The sequence below is a fragment of the Vibrio chagasii genome (assembly GCF_024347355.1).
GTDB lineage: Bacteria > Pseudomonadota > Gammaproteobacteria > Enterobacterales > Vibrionaceae > Vibrio > Vibrio chagasii.
In genome coordinates this window covers 1,400,081-1,418,790 of sequence record NZ_AP025465.1, presented here as the reverse complement: position 1 = coordinate 1,418,790, position 18,710 = coordinate 1,400,081, and the positions used below count along the sequence as shown (strand labels likewise).

At 40.8% G+C, this 18,710-nt stretch carries 13 protein-coding genes and 8 pseudogenes; 10 read left to right on the top strand and 11 right to left on the bottom strand.

Annotated elements, in window-relative coordinates; all coding sequences use genetic code 11:
• Positions 1 to 134: 134 nt before the first annotated feature.
• The gene (locus tag OCV52_RS06550) at positions 135 to 590 is read left to right on the top strand and encodes an Lrp/AsnC family transcriptional regulator (RefSeq protein ID WP_137408437.1); all 456 of its coding nucleotides are present in this window, start codon (positions 135 to 137) and stop codon (positions 588 to 590) included.
• Positions 591 to 623: 33 nt separating this feature from the next.
• On the opposite strand, the gene OCV52_RS06545 is transcribed toward OCV52_RS06550, so the two are convergent.
• Entirely contained in the window at positions 624 to 1,094 is a 471-nt protein-coding gene (locus OCV52_RS06545) for an arsenate reductase/protein-tyrosine-phosphatase family protein (RefSeq protein ID WP_137408438.1), read from the bottom strand.
• Between the two features lie 208 nt (positions 1,095 to 1,302).
• On the opposite strand from OCV52_RS06545, the gene OCV52_RS06540 reads away from it, so the two are divergent.
• The gene (locus OCV52_RS06540) at positions 1,303 to 3,771 is read left to right on the top strand and encodes a PAS domain-containing hybrid sensor histidine kinase/response regulator (RefSeq protein WP_137408439.1); all 2,469 of its coding nucleotides are present in this window, start codon (positions 1,303 to 1,305) and stop codon (positions 3,769 to 3,771) included.
• Between the two features lie 122 nt (positions 3,772 to 3,893).
• Here the strand turns inward: OCV52_RS06540 and OCV52_RS06535 are convergent, their stop codons facing one another.
• Positions 3,894 to 4,424, bottom strand: a complete 531-nt coding sequence (locus OCV52_RS06535; protein WP_137408440.1) for a hypothetical protein — start codon at positions 4,422 to 4,424, stop codon at positions 3,894 to 3,896.
• A 292-nt stretch (positions 4,425 to 4,716) separates the two neighbouring features.
• Positions 4,717 to 5,148 (bottom strand): hypothetical protein, encoded by a 432-nt coding sequence (locus tag OCV52_RS06530; RefSeq protein ID WP_137408441.1) that lies wholly within the window; start codon positions 5,146 to 5,148, stop codon positions 4,717 to 4,719.
• A 105-nt stretch (positions 5,149 to 5,253) separates the two neighbouring features.
• On the opposite strand from OCV52_RS06530, the pseudogene OCV52_RS06525 reads away from it, so the two are divergent.
• Together OCV52_RS06525 and OCV52_RS06520 are read left to right on the top strand one after the other, a co-directional pair.
• A pseudogene (locus tag OCV52_RS06525) lies at positions 5,254 to 6,193 on the top strand (IS5 family transposase).
• A gap of 476 nt (positions 6,194 to 6,669) precedes the next feature.
• Positions 6,670 to 7,527 (top strand): endo alpha-1,4 polygalactosaminidase, encoded by an 858-nt coding sequence (locus OCV52_RS06520; RefSeq protein WP_261900863.1) that lies wholly within the window; start codon positions 6,670 to 6,672, stop codon positions 7,525 to 7,527.
• 395 nt (positions 7,528 to 7,922) lie between these two features.
• Here the strand turns inward: OCV52_RS06520 and OCV52_RS06515 are convergent.
• From OCV52_RS06515 to OCV52_RS06505, 4 genes and pseudogenes are all read right to left on the bottom strand, one after another.
• Positions 7,923 to 8,225 (bottom strand): annotated as a pseudogene (locus OCV52_RS06515) (hypothetical protein).
• 34 nt (positions 8,226 to 8,259) lie between these two features.
• A pseudogene (locus tag OCV52_RS25650) lies at positions 8,260 to 8,400 on the bottom strand (patatin-like phospholipase family protein); the annotation flags it as partial.
• Positions 8,363 to 9,113 (bottom strand): annotated as a pseudogene (locus OCV52_RS06510) (winged helix-turn-helix domain-containing protein). The pseudogenes OCV52_RS25650 and OCV52_RS06510, both read right to left, overlap by 38 nt.
• Before the next feature lie 345 nt (positions 9,114 to 9,458).
• Positions 9,459 to 9,965, bottom strand: a complete 507-nt coding sequence (locus OCV52_RS06505; protein ID WP_137409183.1) for a hypothetical protein — start codon at positions 9,963 to 9,965, stop codon at positions 9,459 to 9,461.
• 333 nt (positions 9,966 to 10,298) lie between these two features.
• On the opposite strand from OCV52_RS06505, the pseudogene OCV52_RS25645 reads away from it, so the two are divergent.
• Positions 10,299 to 10,418, top strand: a pseudogene (locus tag OCV52_RS25645) (ISAs1 family transposase); the annotation flags it as partial.
• A gap of 325 nt (positions 10,419 to 10,743) precedes the next feature.
• Here the strand turns inward: OCV52_RS25645 and OCV52_RS06500 are convergent.
• Positions 10,744 to 11,683, bottom strand: a pseudogene (locus OCV52_RS06500) (IS5 family transposase).
• 63 nt (positions 11,684 to 11,746) lie between these two features.
• On the opposite strand from OCV52_RS06500, the gene OCV52_RS06495 reads away from it, so the two are divergent.
• Complete coding sequence (locus OCV52_RS06495; RefSeq protein WP_315973358.1) at positions 11,747 to 12,523, top strand: endo alpha-1,4 polygalactosaminidase; 777 nt, start codon at positions 11,747 to 11,749, stop codon at positions 12,521 to 12,523.
• Positions 12,524 to 12,900: 377 nt separating this feature from the next.
• On the opposite strand, the pseudogene OCV52_RS06490 reads toward OCV52_RS06495, so the two are convergent.
• Together OCV52_RS06490 and OCV52_RS06485 are read right to left on the bottom strand one after the other, a co-directional pair.
• Positions 12,901 to 13,180: pseudogene (locus OCV52_RS06490) on the bottom strand (hypothetical protein).
• A pseudogene (locus tag OCV52_RS06485) lies at positions 13,166 to 13,570 on the bottom strand (patatin-like phospholipase family protein); the annotation flags it as partial. The pseudogenes OCV52_RS06490 and OCV52_RS06485, both read right to left, overlap by 15 nt.
• Positions 13,571 to 13,995: 425 nt before the next feature.
• Here OCV52_RS06485 and OCV52_RS06480 point away from each other — a divergent pair.
• Positions 13,996 to 15,054, top strand: a complete 1,059-nt coding sequence (locus tag OCV52_RS06480; protein ID WP_137408889.1) for an aminotransferase class I/II-fold pyridoxal phosphate-dependent enzyme — start codon at positions 13,996 to 13,998, stop codon at positions 15,052 to 15,054.
• Between the two features lie 168 nt (positions 15,055 to 15,222).
• Here OCV52_RS06480 and OCV52_RS06475 read toward each other — a convergent pair whose 3' ends face one another.
• Positions 15,223 to 15,555 (bottom strand): winged helix-turn-helix transcriptional regulator, encoded by a 333-nt coding sequence (locus tag OCV52_RS06475; RefSeq protein WP_004741737.1) that lies wholly within the window; start codon positions 15,553 to 15,555, stop codon positions 15,223 to 15,225.
• 89 nt (positions 15,556 to 15,644) lie between these two features.
• On the opposite strand from OCV52_RS06475, the gene OCV52_RS06470 reads away from it, so the two are divergent.
• From OCV52_RS06470 to OCV52_RS06460, 3 genes are all read left to right on the top strand, one after another.
• Positions 15,645 to 15,932, top strand: coding sequence for a YciI family protein (locus OCV52_RS06470; RefSeq protein WP_137408888.1), 288 nt, complete (start codon positions 15,645 to 15,647; stop codon positions 15,930 to 15,932).
• Between the two features lie 411 nt (positions 15,933 to 16,343).
• Positions 16,344 to 17,852 (top strand): DUF3360 domain-containing protein, encoded by a 1,509-nt coding sequence (locus tag OCV52_RS06465; protein WP_137408887.1) that lies wholly within the window; start codon positions 16,344 to 16,346, stop codon positions 17,850 to 17,852.
• 243 nt (positions 17,853 to 18,095) lie between these two features.
• Positions 18,096 to 18,497, top strand: coding sequence for a YunG family protein (locus OCV52_RS06460; RefSeq protein ID WP_137408886.1), 402 nt, complete (start codon positions 18,096 to 18,098; stop codon positions 18,495 to 18,497).
• Positions 18,498 to 18,710: the final 213 nt, after the last annotated feature.

Sequence of the window (18,710 nt, the reverse complement as noted above, 5' to 3'; positions counted from 1 at the left end):
AGTCATTCCATCCTTGTTGTATCTCCTTTAATTTTAGTGTTACATAGATGTTAAAGATTGCTATTTAAGAAGTAATACATACACTTTGAGCAATAATATTGCCGAATATTGTTTGATATTGATGGAATATGCCAATGGATGAGATCGACAAAAAGATACTGGCTGAACTGCAAAGCAACGCACGACTCACCAATCAAGAGTTAGCTGACCGCGTCGCGCTTTCCCCCTCCCCTTGTCTACGCAGAGTTCGAGCACTAGAAAAGCAAGGGATCATTCGTGGCTATCACGCCAGTGTCGACCAAGAAGCGTGCGGCCTGCCCGTAAACGTGTTTGTGTTGGTAAAGCTTGAAAAGCCGACTGAAGATAACATGCGAGACTTTGAGCAGCACATTGAAGCGATAGATGAAGTGTTAGAGTGCTTTCTAATGACTGGGAATCACGACTACCTATTGCATGTGGTGAGTGAGTCTCTAAAAAGCTACGAGCAGTTTATTCGCAAACATTTAACTCGCCTGCCCAATATTGCTTCGATTGAATCCAGCTTCGCCTTTGGACAGGTAAAGACAAAAACCAAATTACCAGTAAGGTAAGTAAATCCTCTTTTATGAAAACTGAGAGACCATTTAGCCTTCTGTTTGTGCGATTGCGACAAGTTGCGTCACTTTGAGATCAATCTGTTCTACAACCTTTCTTACAAACTGGGTCCTTTCGCTCCCTGATAGCTCTAGTGCAGCAACCAGATTTGGGATAGCCCAATGGAGCCTATGAGGTACGTGAGAGCAAACCAGGTTGACACATCCAATAAACAAGTGACACTGCTCATTACTTGCTTGGTCGCAAAGCGTAATCACGTAGTCAAATTTTTCATTGGTCTTTTTGTATTCAAATAGTGTTTTACTCTCGCCAATTATTGCAACATCAAGCATGTTAGACAACTCATCTAAGAGAACTTGGGGGGTTGGCCCGGGCTCAAAACCACAGCAACTCGCGTGTATCATCCCATTAGATTGCAGCTCGACAATCGCTTTGGCGATAGCCGCTCTTACACCTTTCTTCACGCACACAAACAAAACTTTGACTGGAGTGGCATCCATACTTTAATGACCATTTTGTATTGGTATTCCTATATTAAACATAGATATTTAAGGAAGTTTTGCAATATCTCGGCTAATCAAGGGCAATGAGGATGGAATTAGTCATCGCCCATTCTATTCGACAAAAAGGATAAACAAGCCCATAAACAAGATATCTATCCTATATTTTTCATATAACTCCCAAAAATAACATGGAAGTCATTTAAGTATGACTAAGCTATCTTTAATCAGCCCTAAAGTGTTGCTTGTACTATTTCTCTTGCTCACGTCTTTGACCTACGGCGGCATTTCACTTTATGTGCTCTCTAATCACAGCCAATCGACCGTAAAACAACTGCAAAGCGGTAACAGTCGCTTTGAGCTTGAATCTGCCAAAATTTTTATGGAAAAGTATCTCGAGGTTGCAGAAGACCGCATTGTTTTAGCTTCGCAATACCAAGGGGTCATCGACGCAGTATCGGTCTCAAATATAGAACGGCTCTCATTTCATCTTGAACGATTCAAGGGACAGAACCAATCAATGCAATTTGCCGTGCGAGACCGCACCGGTCAGCTGTTGTTTGAAGATACGTTTCGTCACCCTGCATCAAAGCAAGAGCAAGCTATCTTTGAAGCAATTGCGAATCAAGAAGTCGACGATCGCATTCTGTACCTTTTGCACGATGACACCAATCATATTTGTCTCAAACTATTTATGTCTTTACTTCAAGGCAGTGATTTCGTAGGCGTGCTATATGGTGAAACCGCTGTCGATTATGATGATTTCTTTGGCTCGTTTGTCACGAACCGAGAGCGTTGGTACGAGCTCAGTCAAATAAGCTCACCGATAGCATCTCTTATTGGAGAAGATGACTCGCATACACACTCACATGGCCATGATTCACACATACCAATTAAAAATAAATACAGTGAAGAAGACTGGTTATTGACTCAAACGGCTTTAACAAGAGGAGGCTTAGTATTAACCCAAGGGGTAAGCCGCTTATTTGTTACCGACCAGCTCTCAAGCTTACAGAAGGAGCTGTTAAATGGGCTTTTGATTGTCTTAGTACTCAGCTCTGTTTTAGTGTTTTTTCTCGGGCAAAAATTGTTCGTTAACCCACATAAAGAATTGGCAGGTTCTAAAAAGCTACTAGAGGAATCAAACAAGCGGTTAGCAGAGCAAGAACGAGAAAGTCACCTTCTTGCCACCGTAGTCAAGACAGCCAGAGATGGCGTTGTGATAACTGATAATAAGGGGCGTATAGAATGGGTAAACAGCGCTTTTGAACGAATGACAGGTTATCGCTTAGACTCCATTAAAGGGTTAAGACCAGGCTCATTTCTACAAGGTGAAGGGACTTCTGTTAGCACGGCAAATCGAATAGGTTCTGCGATTCAACAGGGGAACCAAGTTAAAGCGGAAATATTGAATTACGCGATCGACAAAACGTCCTACTGGATTGATATTGATATCGTACCTTTAAGGAATGTGAAAGGTGACGTCGAACGCTTTATCGCCATTGAACGTGATATCACAGAATTTAAGCAGCTTGAGAAGGAGTTAGAAGAACAAGCAAATAATGCACGCCAGGCAAATGATGCAAAATCACTATTCTTGGCGACAATGAGTCATGAAATTAGAACTCCAATGAATGGCTTGCTGGGTATTCTACAAATGTTGGTTGAAGACTTGGAAAAAGCTGAGCAAAGGGAAGTTCTTCAGTTAGCCCTCGACTCAGGCGAGCACTTAATTGCCATTCTTAACGATATTCTAGACTTAGCCAAAATAGAGAATGACAGTTTAGAAATTGATCCGCATTCATTCAAAATGTGCGACGTCATTAATCCCGTATTAAACACTTATCAAACCTTATGTTCAGAAAAAGGGATTGAGTTTTCTTTACTAGATAACAGCAATACGTCCTCTGTCTACAGGGGCGATTCAGTTCGGATACGACAAGTCATTCTAAATTTAGTTGGGAACGCATTGAAGTTTACAGCGAGCGGTTCAATTACTGTCAGCATCAATCCACTGGCTCACTCAGCGATGAGGTTTATGGTCGAAGACACAGGAATCGGCATCCCAGCAGAAAGACTGAGCTCAATCTTTAATGAGTTTGAACAAGCAGACGTCTCAACAACTCGGCACTATGGTGGGACCGGACTTGGATTGGCAATTTGCCATAAACTTGTGACCTTGATGAACGGCAAACTTACTGTACAAAGCGAGCTTGGTACAGGAAGCAAGTTCAGCTTTGTCATAAACCTACCATCAATTGAGGCTGAAGATGATAAGCATCCAATAACAGAGCAAGTCGATCTGTCTCCATTTAAGATTCTTGTGACAGATGACAATAAAATGAACCTTATCATCGCCAAAGGATTCTTGGATAAATTAAACGTAGAGTGCGTTACCTGTAATAGTGGCTTTGAGGCTTTAACGCACTTAGAATCAGGCGCTTTCAACCTATTCATTATTGATAACCATATGCCGGAAATGAATGGTTTGGAAACAGTTCGAAAAATACGACAAGCAGGACATGATGACCTTGTTATTTTTGGCTGGACTGCCGATATCATGCAAACATCAACTCTAGCTTTTATTGAGGCAGGTGCAAATGAAGTGTTAACGAAACCACTGATTAAGTCAGACTTAGTGGAGGCACTTTCTCGTTACCTCAAGCAAATAAAATAATAGGTAAAACAAGCTGGGTCAGAGCTTGCTTTACCTTGATTTACGTTTAGTCTGAAAGAAACCAATAATAGAAATAATTAAACAAGATCAGCGCATATAAGTTACGCTAACTTAGGTAATGATTATTCTTTACGTGCATTCATCGGATAACTTCTTGAACCACTATACTGAATATCTTTATAACTACCCTTCATTGTTCCTTTTGCAACAGAGACATAATTAATCGTCACTGCTGGATTTCCAGAAAAACCATTGATGTTCACCTCTATTTTCCCATCTTTCTTAGAAGCGAGCCCTGTACCTGATTTAAATACATTACCATTATGTTCATAAGTCATGGCAACGCGGATATCTGTACTCGGATAAGCTTGATCAAGAAATTGTAACTTCCAATTTTCCGACAAACTCCACCTTGTATTAACTAACATATTGAGCGTATTTGGGTTTGTTAAATTTTTGGCTATTTTTACGTTTCCATATTGGTCCATAAAAATTATTTCATCGGAACCATCCCCATCGGTATCACCTAAGGCAAAATGCGAAACTTGCTGCCCATCTAAAATGTCTTCAATGACAAATTCGCTTTCTGCAGCAACACACGAGCTAAAAATGACTAAAGGTAGAAACGAACTTTTTATCTTATTTGACAACACAATATTTCACTCAAAATTCAATTGAAGTTAATATATAAGATTTATATCTGTGCCATTCAATAGATAATTAAAACAAATCACTAAAATGGAGTTATCCGCCCGTAAATCAAAGAAATTAAATTTAATTTTATCTATAAACACTTTCAACAACAGCTTTGAATCTTTGAATAATGACACAGCATAGATAGCATGTAGATACGATATAAATCATAAAATATAAAGTCATAACAGTATTTAATGACCTGATATAAATGAAATTATCTTCCATTTTACCTGAGGTGAAAATTTTACTTTATCGTGTTCTTGACCCCATATCTTGATCCTCTACTGCACCTTCGATTTGAATCGATAGTTCATCGATTAACTTAACCGTTCCCATATGATCGAAATAATAAAAAGCGTAGAGCTTGAATTTAGCTCGACTACCATCGTTCTTGGTAACCTCGACAGTGTGTATCTCTGAGACAGTCCCATCAGCATCAACGTTTACATCTTCAAACACAATATCCATTCTAGTCAGCTGTTCGGTTAAAACGGACGCATGTTGAATAAATTCATCATGTGTGTTTTTGTCATCACCAAATTTCTGAACAAAACTTTCAGATATCATCGATTTTAGGTGAGACTTATCACGATCAATAAACGCTTTAAATGTTTCCTCCAAAAATTTGTTCGCCTGAATATTCGACTGGTCTTCAAACTGCACTGTTAGAGTTGGTGACATATCTTGTTCTATCACCGACTCTGAGAGGCTTTGTTGCGTAATTCAATGGAACTAAATCCAGAGCCTACGATCTGATCAGCTACGTCCACTACCTCTCGTAGCTCTATGCCTAAACCTCGTTACAAAACAACCAACTGGAAGCAATATAGCCAACTGGAAGCAATATAACCAATCACTCATTAACCGTGGTTCTCTGACCTTTTGGATTGATGAAGAGGCAATAAGCGGCTGGGCGCAAAGCAAACAAAATAAGCGTGGGAGGCCACGTCGGTTCAGTGATTTAGCTATCACGACAGCACTCATGGTGAAACGGGTTTTTTCTATGCCATTGAGAGCGCTGCAAGGATTTATCGACTCGATATTTAGGTTAGCCCATGTACCGTTAAGTTGTCCGCATTACACCTGCATCAGTTGTAGAGCCAAGCAAGTTGAGGTCTCATTTAAGACTAAAACGAGAGGAGCGATACAGCACCTGGCCATTGATGCTACTGGCCTTAAGGTTTATGGCGAAGGTGAATGGAAAGTCAAAAAACATGGGACGGATGGCAAGCGTAGAGTCTGGCGAAAGCTTCATATTGCCGTCGATACCAACACTCATGAGATCATTGCCGCCGAGCTAAGTTTATCAACGGTTACAGATGGAGAAGTACTCCCGAATTTACTAAAACAAACACGCCGAAGTATCCTTGAGGTGTCTGGTGATGGCGCTTATGACACAAGAGCGTGTCACGCTGCTATTAAGATTAAGCGAGCCGTTGCGCTTATTCCCCCAAGAGAAAGAGCAGCCTTCTGGGAGCGTGGTCACCCTCGAAATCTCGCCGTGGGTTGCCAGAAGCTATACGGTTCAAATAAGTATTGGAAAGAGCGGTATGGATACCACAGACGTTCATTGTCAGAAACAGCGATGTATCGAGTTAAACAGTTGCTAGGAGGCCGATTGAGCTTAAGAAATTACAATGCACAGGTGGGGGAAACTTACGCGATGATAAAAGCGTTGAACAAGCTTACTGGGTTAGGTATGCCTGAAACTTGTCGTATTGACTAAAAAGCATGCGAAACAGGGTGACTCTGTCTCTAAACTGAATTACGCAACAAAGCCACTCTGCACTAGCAAAGCCAGAAGTAAATAACAAAGATAACAAGATTTTTGAGTAATTTACTCTATTTAAAATATTAACCATCATTAAAAACTCATTTATTTTAAAATCTAAATTTACGATAAAGTGGTCAGATAAAGGTAATTAATCTACGCCAATCTCTTCATACGACACGCCAATACATAATATTTACAATTAAAAAATAAAGACCCTCGCCATAATAACAGCCTGCACTCGCGTGATTAATGATCAACAATCGATCCAAAATCCAGATACGTAATCCTCCCCTACTAACATTAGATACCCATTAAGGAAACAACAATTGTAAGTAATTTGGCGACAAGTAAAACAACACTAAAAAATTATTGATAATAATATTCACGCGATGTACATTCACAAAACTCATAAAAAAATACAATCGCATATGAAAAAGTTATTAATATATCTGTTTTTAGTAAGCAGCTCTGGCTGCAATTCAAATGATAATAAGCCCCAACCTGAGCAGTCTAGCTCTCCGGTCGTTCTTGATACAAACGTCACTCCTATTACAACCGGTTCTTGGTACCGGCCGCCTGTTTCAGTCACGTGGCAATGGCAGCTAGAAGGCAATTTAAACACCTCTTACTCTGTTGCTCTCTATGATGTAGACCTTTTTGATACGAGCAATACGACAATAAAAAATTTACAACAATCAGGAATAAAAGTGGTGTGTTATTTTTCAGCAGGCTCTTATGAGGATTATCGAGATGATAGAGAGCTCTTCTTGCCAAACACACTTGGAAACACTCTTGATGGCTGGGACAACGAGCGCTGGCTTGATATTCGTTCGGCTAACGTTCATTCAATCATGACAAAACGTCTGGATATTGCCAAGAACAAAGGTTGTGATGGTGTTGAACCTGATAATATGGATGGATACACCAATAACTCTGGTTTCAATCTGACGTCTCAAGATCAGCTCGCGTACAATCGATTTATTGCAAATGAGGCGCATAAAAGAGGCCTTGCGGTCGGATTAAAGAATGACCTGGACCAAATAGGTGAACTGGTCGAGTACTTTGACTTTGCTGTTAACGAACAATGTTTTGAGTATAAGGAATGTGATGCACTGCTGCCCTTTATTAATCACGGTAAGCCCGTTTTAACAGCGGAGTACTTAGATAAGTATGTCAACAACCCAAATGAGAGAGCAACAATATGCCAAGAATCTAGGGACAATCTATTTAGCACCCTAATCTTACCTTTCGATTTAAACGACAGTTTTAGGTTTAGCTGTTTGTAAAGCGCGCCTAACCCTAAAAATAACTGTACCGAAACTATCTAGAGCGGTTTAACTATCATATATAGCGACTAGAGAAAAAATGTGTGCACTATAGAGTTTGCTATTGTCCAAAATCTTGAGCACAGAACCAAAAGGTATTGCCTTATTCCTGATTCGCCACAAAAACAAGGGCCTCGAAAGTGCGAAGCTTAAGTTTTATCCATCGAATAATTACAGCTCCCCTACTTCAACGCTTCCATTGATGCTGTTTTGTACAATTTAGCATTGGTACATAGCCTCATTCCTCAAGGTAGTAAACAATTAATTACCTTGGCAAAGGTTGGTAGGTTGAAAAGGAAAGTAAGGTAACTCATAGCGAGCCGACACATCATAACTTCCTGATAAACACTGATAGGCTAAATATTGATCAATGATTTGCGCTGTTCATTAACAGTGACGAAATATTGATAATAGGAAGTTGACTACGAAATTGGGCGGTGAGTATGACCTTTTTACCTTTATGAAGGCCGCTTCAGCATTGCGTCAAAGTCGCCTCATTATCTAGCTGGTGTGCGTTCTCGATAATCTGCATATCAGCGTTTTTTTTGATAGTAACTTGTTAGCCAAGAGATAGCCTGCTCTTCTATGCTTGTGAGCACGATGACATCTTTTGTTGCCATCGAATCGTTGAGTTTAAGTTGTTTGAGTTCCGTTTCCATAAATGCTCTATCCGAGAAGTCAGTGACCATCACATTAAAGTCGATTGCCTAATGTCGCCTGTGCCAAATGATAGCCTCTGTCTATCATCTCTTGTGAGCGATCAAACTCTAAGGTGCCACAGGCATTGCGTGGGATCTCAAGCGTAATATCGGCTGGGTAAGCGGCCAATTTCTGGTAACGTCACATCGAAAAACTTTTTGATAGCAGAGGTAAATGCTGTTTTGGAGAGGAAATAAACATTGTACCTAACATTCTCATTCATGATTTTCCAAAGCCGCTCTAGTGGATAATGCTCTTTCTTGAGTTTCCAAAAGAAGCAAACAATGCTCTCACTATCTATAGTTTCATAAGCATCGGTGATCGTTGCGCTGATGTTTTTTAATGGCAGAGCACCGTTTAAGTTCACTCGAGTACGGCTACCCGTCGTTTCAATAAACTTACCCTGTCCCTTACGGATCCAGCCACAGCTAAGCTTTGTTGCTTGAGTTGGATGAACGGCATCCATGAAAAGTACAGGCGCATCCTTGGACTTAAGTACCTCGTTTTAATACTCGATAAATGCTTGATGCTCTTTAGGCTTTAGCTTATGTGCTACACCTTTGGGCTTTTTGTATGAAAAACCGTGGTGATGTAACCACTTTTTAATACCTTAAACGGTGTAGGTCACACCGAACTCAGGTTTAAGTTTTTCAGAGTGAGCATAATCACTAAGATGACGAGCAACTGTAGATTCATGGATACGAAGGGCTTGAGAGATCATAGTCGGGCTCCAACCTTCTGAAGCCAGCAAAACCGCTTTTATACGGTCGCATACTCGATGATCACGCTCAGTATTGTGCATCTGTTCAAGTTGTTGTTTTTTGCTCAGGAGTTAGTGCCATTTTCATGGTGAGTAGCACGATCCTTATTTAATGAGAAATCAAGTATCTTCAATGATCACGGGTATATATTGGGTTTACACGGAAGAAACTTGCTTCAAAGCAGGGATAAAAAGAAAGCAAAAAAAGCGAAAAGTAGCAATCGCTACCTTTCGTAATTCCTTACAGGGCAAGGGGCTTCGTAATCTTGCCCTGGTACTTGTTGGTAATTTGTTGCTGGTAACAATTTGCTAGCTCATGCGGTTGCCCTGCCTCAGGTAACTTATGTTTCTTTGTATCCCTGCCATAATTGGTGAGGGTTTTCAGTTTGATTGCTAAGAGCCCGAAATTGTTAAGGTAATTTTAATTGAGCCATCAATCTGATACTCGAATATTTTCTAACGTTGAATGTCCTTGTTTAGTATATACTATTTCATCCCATCGAGTTATTTTGCAATCATTATTAAATGATAGAATTGCAATTTCTGAAAAACTAACTTTAGCACCAGATTTATTCACTGTATCTATATCATACTTAATAACAACGTCATTCCCAGCCTCGGTGACATATTGAGCAGGTAATATCTTGAATTCTTTCATTTCAGATCCGATCAACTCAAAATGTTTCATTAAATCAGTATATCCAGATGCCATTATTTTATTATTTGTAATCATATCCATATTTGGTGCTAAAAATTTCTCTAAATCTTTTTTTGTTAAATATTTAAATTTATCTGAATTGAAAAACCCATACATTTCATTCACTTGGTTTAGTTTGCTTTGGCAGGTTATAAAATCTCCGCTTTCAGCAAAAACACTGAAAGAACTCGTTAAACTGAACAGTGAAGTTAACAACAGGCCCACATGTAATTTATTTTTCATATTCTATCTCCGATTTAAATTTAATATTTACTATAGTTAACCTCTCCTGATTGCGCTTTAGTTTTTGCGACAAGGTGTATGGAATATACGCCATGTAGGGGACAGGGCTGGATCACGCCTTGTTAATAGACATGGTCTCATGCTGCCAAATTGTCAATTTCGGTTTAAAACTGCCCCACACATCCATCCACCCACAAAGTGGGGGATTGAACTTTAACCACTGAAAATAAAAGATTTTATCTCATAGAGGACTTTTTTAGATAATCACGATCTGATCATGAAGTAAAAAACATGAGAAATTCGCACATAATTATTATTGAGTAACTTAAAAAAGTGAAAGATACCCGGTCGCACAGAAATCAAGTCTATCCTGTTAAGGAAGTTGCGGAAGCGAACTTTACTAGAGGCTATATTTACTATGGGCAGGGCTTGTGGATTAATGCTGATTTTGGGTCATAGTAGCTTTCCCCTGAAAGCCAAGATGAACCTTTTTCAATAATCTAGCGTGTGAAAGCATTTGACAGGTCGATATCACATTGCTTTACATCACATATATTAATAAAAGTAATGTTGCTTACATTTATAAATGTGATGTTTATCTCCATTCATCTTTTGATTACTTTCTAAGCTTAGTTGGTTTTTATCCGATTAAACAGAAGGCTATGTGATAAATAGAATAATAACACTAAGTGGCGTTGCATTACTTTGTTCAGCGAGTGCGCATGGCTTTGTTGCGTAATTCAGTTTAGAGACAGAGTCACCCTGTTTCGCATGCTTTTTAGTCAATACGACAAGTTTCAGGCATACCTAACCCAGTAAGCTTGTTCAACGCTTTTATCATCGCGTAAGTTTCCCCCACCTGTGCATTGTAATTTCTTAAGCTCAATCGGCCTCCTAGCAACTGTTTAACTCGATACATCGCTGTTTCTGACAATGAACGTCTGTGGTATCCATACCGCTCTTTCCAATACTTATTTGAACCGTATAGCTTCTGGCAACCCACGGCGAGATTTCGAGGGTGACCACGCTCCCAGAAGGCTGCTCTTTCTCTTGGGGGAATAAGCGCAACGGCTCGCTTAATCTTAATAGCAGCGTGACACGCTCTTGTGTCATAAGCGCCATCACCAGACACCTCAAGGATACTTCGGCGTGTTTGTTTTAGTAAATTCGGGAGTACTTCTCCATCTGTAACCGTTGATAAACTTAGCTCGGCGGCAATGATCTCATGAGTGTTGGTATCGACGGCAATATGAAGCTTTCGCCAGACTCTACGCTTGCCATCCGTCCCATGTTTTTTGACTTTCCATTCACCTTCGCCATAAACCTTAAGGCCAGTAGCATCAATGGCCAGGTGCTGTATCGCTCCTCTCGTTTTAGTCTTAAATGAGACCTCAACTTGCTTGGCTCTACGACTGATGCAGGTGTAATGCGGACAACTTAACGGTACATGGGCTAACCTAAATATCGAGTCGATAAATCCTTGCAGCGCTCTCAATGGCATAGAAAAAAACCGTTTCACCATGAGTGCTGTCGTGATAGCTAAATCACTGAAACGACGTGGCCTCCCACGCTTATTTTGTTTGCTTTGCGCCCAGCCGCTTATTGCCTCTTCATCAATCCAAAAGGTCAGAGAACCACGGTTAATGAGTGATTGGTTATATTGCTTCCAGTTGGTTATATTGCTTCCAGTTGGTTGTTTTGTAACGAGGTTTAGGCATAGAGCTACGAGAGGTAGTGGACGTAGCTGATCAGATCGTAGGCTCTGGATTTAGTTCCATTGAATTACGCAACAAAGCCTTCTTGATACAAACGTCGCTCCTATTACAACCGGTTCTTGGTACCGGCCGCCTGTTTCAGTCACGTGGCAATGGCAGCTAGAAGGCAATTTAAACACCTCTTACTCTGTTGCTCTCTATGATGTAGACCTTTTTGATACGAGCAATACGACAATAAAAAATTTACAACAATCAGGAATAAAAGTGGTGTGTTATTTTTCAGCAGGCTCTTATGAGGATTATCGAGATGATAGAGAGCTCTTCTTGCCAAACACACTTGGAAACACTCTTGATGGCTGGGACAACGAGCGCTGGCTTGATATTCGTTCGGCTAACGTTCATTCAATCATGACAAAACGTCTGGATATTGCCAAGAACAAAGGTTGTGATGGTGTTAAACCTGATAATATGGATGGATACACCAATAACTCTGGTTTCAATCTGACGTCTCAAGATCAGCTCGCGTACAATCGATTTATTGCAAATGAGGCGCATAAAAGAGGCCTTGCGGTCGGATTAAAGAATGATCTGGACCAAATAGGTGAACTGGTCGAGTACTTTGACTTTGCTGTTAACGAACAATGTTTTGAGTACAAGGAATGTGATGCACTGCTGCCCTTTATTAATCACGGTAAGCCCGTTTTAACAGCGGAGTACTTAGATAAGTATGTCAACAACCCAAATGAGAGAGCAACAATATGCCAAGAATCTAGGGACAATCTATTTAGCACCCTAATCTTACCTTTGGATTTAAACGACAGTTTTAGGTTTAGCTGTTTGTAAAGCGCGCCTAACCCTAAAAATAACTGTACCGAAACTATCTAGAGCGGTTTAACTATCATATATAGCGACTAGAGAAAAAATGTGTGCACTATAGAGTTTGCTATTGTCCAAAATCTTGAGCACAGAACCAAAAGGTATTGCCTTATTCCTGATTCGCCACAAAAACAAGGGCCTCGAAAGTGCGAAGCTTAAGTTTTATCCATCGAATAATTACAGCTCCCCTACTTCAACGCTTCCATTGATGCTGTTTTGTACAGTTTAGCATTGTTACATTGCCTCATTCCTCAAGGTAGTAAACGATTAATTACCTTGGCAAAGGTTGGTAGGTTGAAAAGGAAAGTAAGGTAACTCATAACTTCCTGACAAACACTGAGAGGCTAAATATTGATCAACAATCTGCGCCATTCATTCACAGTGACGCAATATTGATAATAGGAAATTGACTACGAAATTGGGCGGTAAGTATGGCCTTTTACCTTTATGAAGGGCGTTTCAGCATTGCGTCAAAGTCGCTCCATTATCTGGCTGGTGTGCGTTCTCGATAATCTGCATATCAGCGTTTTTTTGATAGTAAGTTGTTAGCCAAGAGATAACCTGCTCTTCTATGCTTGTGGGCACGATGACATCTTTTGCCACCATCACAATGGCAGACTGCATCGCATCAAACGCTTGGTTGACAGCGTCATAAACTGCAAAGTTAATTCTCATTTTGCTTTTTACGATATTACCTAGATTAGCGATAAAATGAGTAGCCTTATCGCGCAGATTACTCTCTTTTGTCGTCTGGAAATCCGTTGTCTTTCTTGTCTAAGCGTATCAGGTCACCACTTAAGTTCACAGCTACAGTCACATCTGTGTTATCGCCGAACGTTGATGCAATCGGTACAGGATTGAGCACTCCGCCGTCAATGAGTTCTTCGCCATTGATGACATGAGGTGCAAAGAACATCGGAAGAGAAATATAGGCTCAATAGCATCAAAAAGAGAGCCGGACTTCAGCCAAACCTCATTCTCAGCCGCGACGTTGGCAGCAACTGTCCCACAAGGGCCCCAGATTAAGTGCACATTTACCCTTGGCACTTTTCGACTCAAAAGTATTCGAAAAGCCAGTGTGTTCATTGATTTAAAGGGGTATAGGTGAAACAAATTAGGGTTTAATTTTTTTGACTACGTTATCGTGAACTGGAAATAAAAGCGTAGGAGAGCCCTAACTTAATGAATGAGTCCTTCAACTCAACTGTAAAATATGCAATAAAACGCTTACTGAAGGAATCAAGAAACGCTTTCAATTTTCCTCTTGTTTGTGTGGCATACACTACTGTTAAAGCAATCGCTAGGTCAGTCAGAACCGCATTAGAACCAGTGAATTTGAAACAAAATTCCAGTAAAACCTAAGCAATTTTAAAAGGTAGTTTCAAGAAGCATTAGGGTAACTAAGCTTCTATAAAGTTAGATGGCGTTGAGTAAACAACATGAATATTAATCAAAGAATTAGAGGCGATCACGCCTCTTACATTAGCAATTTATACACTATTGATTGCCGACTTGGAACTAACCCCAACGGTGCTCCACCCTTATCTGATGCAATAAAAGAGACACTACTCGATGATCTAAGCGATTATTACTCTTTTAACCATATCGCGAAGTTATCAGTGTTGACGGCTAACTATATCGGGACCGCTCCGGACCGCGTTTTTTTCTCTAATGGCTCTATGCCCATGCTTTCGACGATTTTCTCTAAGTTACTCGGCGACAATATGACGATGCTCGGCTTGGGACCCCAATTCGTGGATGCAGTATCTGAGTTTATACAGCTCGGAGGCTCTTATAATGCCCTCAAATATAGCCCTGGCATTATTCCTATTTTCTGCGAAGAGATCAGAACCACTGCCCCATCAATTGTTTATATTGACAACCCAAACAATCCAACCGGTCGAGCATACTCTCGCGAGGAATTAGAGCCAGTAGTCAAGGCTTGTCAAGATTCTGACTCAATACTTTTAATCGATGAGGCTTATGGGGATTATTTAAAAAAGAGTGAGAGTATGGCTCAGTTTGCCAACGAATTTAATAATGTTGTGGTAACACGTAGTTTTTCTAAGGGGTTAGGCTTAGCATCTTGTCGTCTTGGCTACGCTGTAGTCTCTCCTAATTTACGAGATTATTTGTCAAGAATCATTATCCCATTCACACCATCACTGACGTCAATCAAGATCGCTTGTGATGTGTTACCAAATATCGACAGCTTTCTTGAGAAGTGCAAAACAGATTGCCGGGAAATCAAAAAGACGATGATCGACGAACTACAACAATGCGGAATAGAAGTCATGCCGACAAATGACGAGACGCCGATTTTTTTGGCTTATAAAAGAGGTGAAAACTTAGCTAGCTGGTTTGATGACCGCGGAATATTGGTCGAGTCCGCTCACCATTTTGCACTAACAGACAGCACATTAACTAAAGAGTATTGTCGACTAAGGATCGTTGGTAACACACACGACCTTGAGCACTTTATCTACAGACTAAAATAGCCTTGCATTATCATTTTCGTAGGATTTCAACCAACCACTTTCTTACCTATCTACATACTCCTATATGCGGATGCAGTCTATTTGGTTTGAAATGTGGTTGATTATCACAGACGGCTTCTTTTATCGCAGATAATAATTCAATCCATTTAACGTCTATCTGTTAAGCTATTATTGCTTCGATATTTTATCTTCCCACTCTGCCGCCCAATCTCTTAAAGGGTCGAGTGTTTGCATTAAAGACACTCCTAACTCTGTTAGTTTATAGCCTTCCGATGTTGTAAAAACTAACTCAGCTTCAGTTAACTGCTTAATCCTAGTATTTAAAACCGAAGGGGACATGCTGTCGCATCGTTGTTGTAGTCCTCTGAAGCTCAAAGGTTCAGAGTTCAGCTCCCACATGATCCTCATATTCCACTTTCGGCCCAACAGATCGAATAAAGCCATGATGGCTATACCCGAGCTAGATCCTCTTACTAATTTTTTAGGTAATGGTGTTGTCATAAACCTTGCGCTTCTAAAAAAGTAGCGATATGATTCGCTACGAAATAAGTAGCAATTTTATATCAATTTATTTGAAAAGCGAGAATTATATGTACCTAGTAGATATGACCTTTACAGACATGACAAAAATAACTCCAGAGCTAACTGATAAGCATAAGAATTATCTTGAAGGAGAATATAAATCAAACAATCTATTGTTTGGTGGGAGGAAAGTACCTAGAACTGGGGGCATACTTATTTCGCAACATGCAAGTAAACGAGAGCTTGAGCAAGTATTAAATTCAGATCCATTCATTAAAAGTGGAGCTGTCACGTATTCAATTACTGAATTTATTCCTTTAATGGCTTCTAAAGCTTATCAAGGTATCGTAGCCTAACAAAAGAGCATGGCGTCAATAATTGCTTTCTGACGCTATTTTTGTCCCCCATTAAACGGCCTCTGTTTCTTCCCTCCCTAATCACAACAAGTGCGCTACAAAACATGAACCAATCGATTTTCTCGAGTCTTTCTAACCTAGCACTTTCATACTGAACGATACCTTATTAACCCTGAAGCTAAACCTCCTACAAAAAACAAACTATCTTGCGGCTTCCACGCTAGCCAAGGCACTCTACGACTAATGTCTAACTACCTGAGTCTATTTGTTTTTTTGGGTTTGGTATAAGGTACTAACAACTAAATTTTAACGAATTTTTAATTATAAGTTGACGCATTGTTTACACATCTGCATGAGTCAATAACGTTTGTTGGAACAACACACCTTAGAGTGTGAAAGAAAGGAATCAAAATGAGCAGTACTTTAGAGTCCGTAAATATACCAAGAGAGGAGCCTCAGACCCAAGAGGACGAACTCTCCTATGAACAGCAACACAAACCAAGCTCAGAGTTTGAAACCCGAGAACAGTATCTAGAGCACGAATTACAAATCATGTCGCCTAAGCGCTGGCGTCCAAATTTACCGTTTAAAGATTATCGATTTGAGATAGAAGACACCATCCCAGCCATGGCCGCGACCATTGGTAAAGTGGTTATGGTGGGCGCGATTGCAGCCACCTTTGCTGGTGCTCTCGGGTTAAATGAAGACTTCATTCTAGAAAACGTTCGATACGAACTCCTTATCGCCTCTGTCTTCATCATTCTTTTCTCTGGCTTTCTACTACCAACGGCTAACCTCGCAGGTACACACGGCCCACTTATTCCATTAATCCCTATTGTTGTTGCCGCTGGCGGTCACCCAATGGCCTTTGGCTTGCTGATTGGCGCATTCGGCTTGCTGTTAGCCATCAGTAAAGGCGGCAGTATGTTGGCTAACCTCACCAGTAAAGGTGTGTGTGGCGGATTGCTGCTCTACCTTGGCTTCGTGGGCACCGCTTCTCAAGTGAAAAAGCTGTTCGCTTGGGCAGAAGGCATCGGCATGAGCCACATCGCTTTTGTGGTGATCTTCTGCACCATTATTCTGTATGCGCTATTGGAGCACTTCCGTAAGCGTTGGTTAGCTGTACCTCTTAGCTGCTTACTGGGTGGTACGATTGCATTTGCTATGGGTGCGCCATTTGCTTTCCACACTGAGCCAGGCTTACCTAACATGAACCCGATGTATTGGTGGGGAGAAGATACAGGTTGGATGCTAGGTCTACCGACGATTGAACACTTCATGGTAGTACTGCCGTTCGCGATTCTAGCAGTAGCGATGTGGTCACCAGATTTCTTGGGGCATCAAGTATTCCAAAAGATCAGCTACCCAGAGCGCACTGAAAAAGTACACATGAACATTGATGACACCATGACAACAGCGTCTATTCGTCAAACGTTCGGCTCGCTACTTGGCGGTACTAACTTTACGTCTTCATGGGGTACTTACATCGTACCTGCGGCGATTGCTAAACGCCCTATTCCGGCGGGTGCTTTGCTGACGGCTCTGTTCTGTATCATCGCTGCGATTTGGGGCTACCCGATGGATTTAGCTATCTGGCAACCGGTACTTTGTGTGGCACTGATTGTGGGTGTATTCGTTCCACTGCTAGAGGCAGGAATGGAGATGACGCGTGAAGGCAAAACTACGCAATCAGCAGCGATTGTTGTGTTCTCATCAGCGCTTGTAAACCCAGCATTTGGTTGGTCTATCACCATGTTGCTAGACAACTTAGGCTTAGTTGGCTGTAAAGAACGTAGTGGTGAACTGAGTAAGATGAGCCGTTGGGTACTACCGGGCATTATGTTTGTTGTACTAACAAGCGTGATGGCATTGGTTGGCCTTCTACCAGGCATTCCAGCGATTATCCCAAGCTTTCGTTAAGCTGGACTGATAGCTAACTTCCATAGTAATACAAAGGCTTTGAAGCCTTAATTTATCTATCTATGATTGCTTGGCTAACTCATCCGGTTCCGTCAACACAGTGTTACAATGCTATCGTTGCTCAAAAATCGGAAGTCACAAGTTAGTCAAAGTCACTCAATTACAATTAATTAGCACTATCGTTAACTTGATTCCTCAATAATGCTTGGGGTTTTATGTCGCGAAGGCATAGCAGGAATACATATGAATCCAAGTCTCAGCGAAGTATTGCAAGCTCTTCAGGACAGTTGGTCTATAGACAGCACTGATGAGCCAGAAAATTGGAACCCGTCCAACCCGAGCCGTGGGCAGTGCGGGATGTCCTCACTCATAATAAATGACTACTTTGGTGGGAAGTTAGTGCTATGGAAAGTTTTTGTGGGTGAAGAACAAGACGGCGTACATTATTCAAATGAATTACCAGACGGCACTCCATTCGACTCGACTGGTGATCAGTTTTGGGATACAGAGGAGTTAAAAGAACCTTTATCGTTCGAAAGGCCAAGTGAACTACCAAAGAATGGAGCTGACCGTTATCTGCGACTATCAGATTTGGTACGTAGTAAGTTGGAACGCAAGCAGGAAGAAAAGTCCATCTCAACCTAAGTTTCAAGGTATATGACTTAAAGAAGCCCACTACGAAGTGGGCCCAAGTTTATTAATTTGAATAAATTTAAGTTCTCTATTTTAGGGAAAATCCATTACCAATTTATATCTAAAAACAATCCTTTATTTTATGTGTATCATTCGAATGATTAGCTTGGAACATCCTATCGGGTGTAATCGAAACATATCGCTTACCCATTGTTACTTCAATGC

Excerpts from the sequence above, each read along its gene's own strand:
- OCV52_RS06550 (WP_137408437.1), top strand. The coding sequence starts at position 135 with ATGGATGAGATCGACAAAAAGATACTGGCTGAACTGCAAAGCAACGCA.
- OCV52_RS06545 (WP_137408438.1), bottom strand. The coding sequence starts at position 1,094 with ATGGATGCCACTCCAGTCAAAGTTTTGTTTGTGTGCGTGAAGAAAGGT.
- OCV52_RS06540 (WP_137408439.1), top strand. The coding sequence starts at position 1,303 with ATGACTAAGCTATCTTTAATCAGCCCTAAAGTGTTGCTTGTACTATTT.
- OCV52_RS06530 (WP_137408441.1), bottom strand. The coding sequence starts at position 5,148 with ATGTCACCAACTCTAACAGTGCAGTTTGAAGACCAGTCGAATATTCAG.
- OCV52_RS06520 (WP_261900863.1), top strand. The coding sequence starts at position 6,670 with ATGAAAAAGTTATTAATATATCTGTTTTTAGTAAGCAGCTCTGGCTGC.
- OCV52_RS06505 (WP_137409183.1), bottom strand. The coding sequence starts at position 9,965 with ATGAAAAATAAATTACATGTGGGCCTGTTGTTAACTTCACTGTTCAGT.
- OCV52_RS06480 (WP_137408889.1), top strand. The coding sequence starts at position 13,996 with ATGAATATTAATCAAAGAATTAGAGGCGATCACGCCTCTTACATTAGC.
- OCV52_RS06475 (WP_004741737.1), bottom strand. The coding sequence starts at position 15,555 with ATGACAACACCATTACCTAAAAAATTAGTAAGAGGATCTAGCTCGGGT.
- OCV52_RS06470 (WP_137408888.1), top strand. The coding sequence starts at position 15,645 with ATGTACCTAGTAGATATGACCTTTACAGACATGACAAAAATAACTCCA.
- OCV52_RS06465 (WP_137408887.1), top strand. The coding sequence starts at position 16,344 with ATGAGCAGTACTTTAGAGTCCGTAAATATACCAAGAGAGGAGCCTCAG.
- OCV52_RS06460 (WP_137408886.1), top strand. The coding sequence starts at position 18,096 with ATGAATCCAAGTCTCAGCGAAGTATTGCAAGCTCTTCAGGACAGTTGG.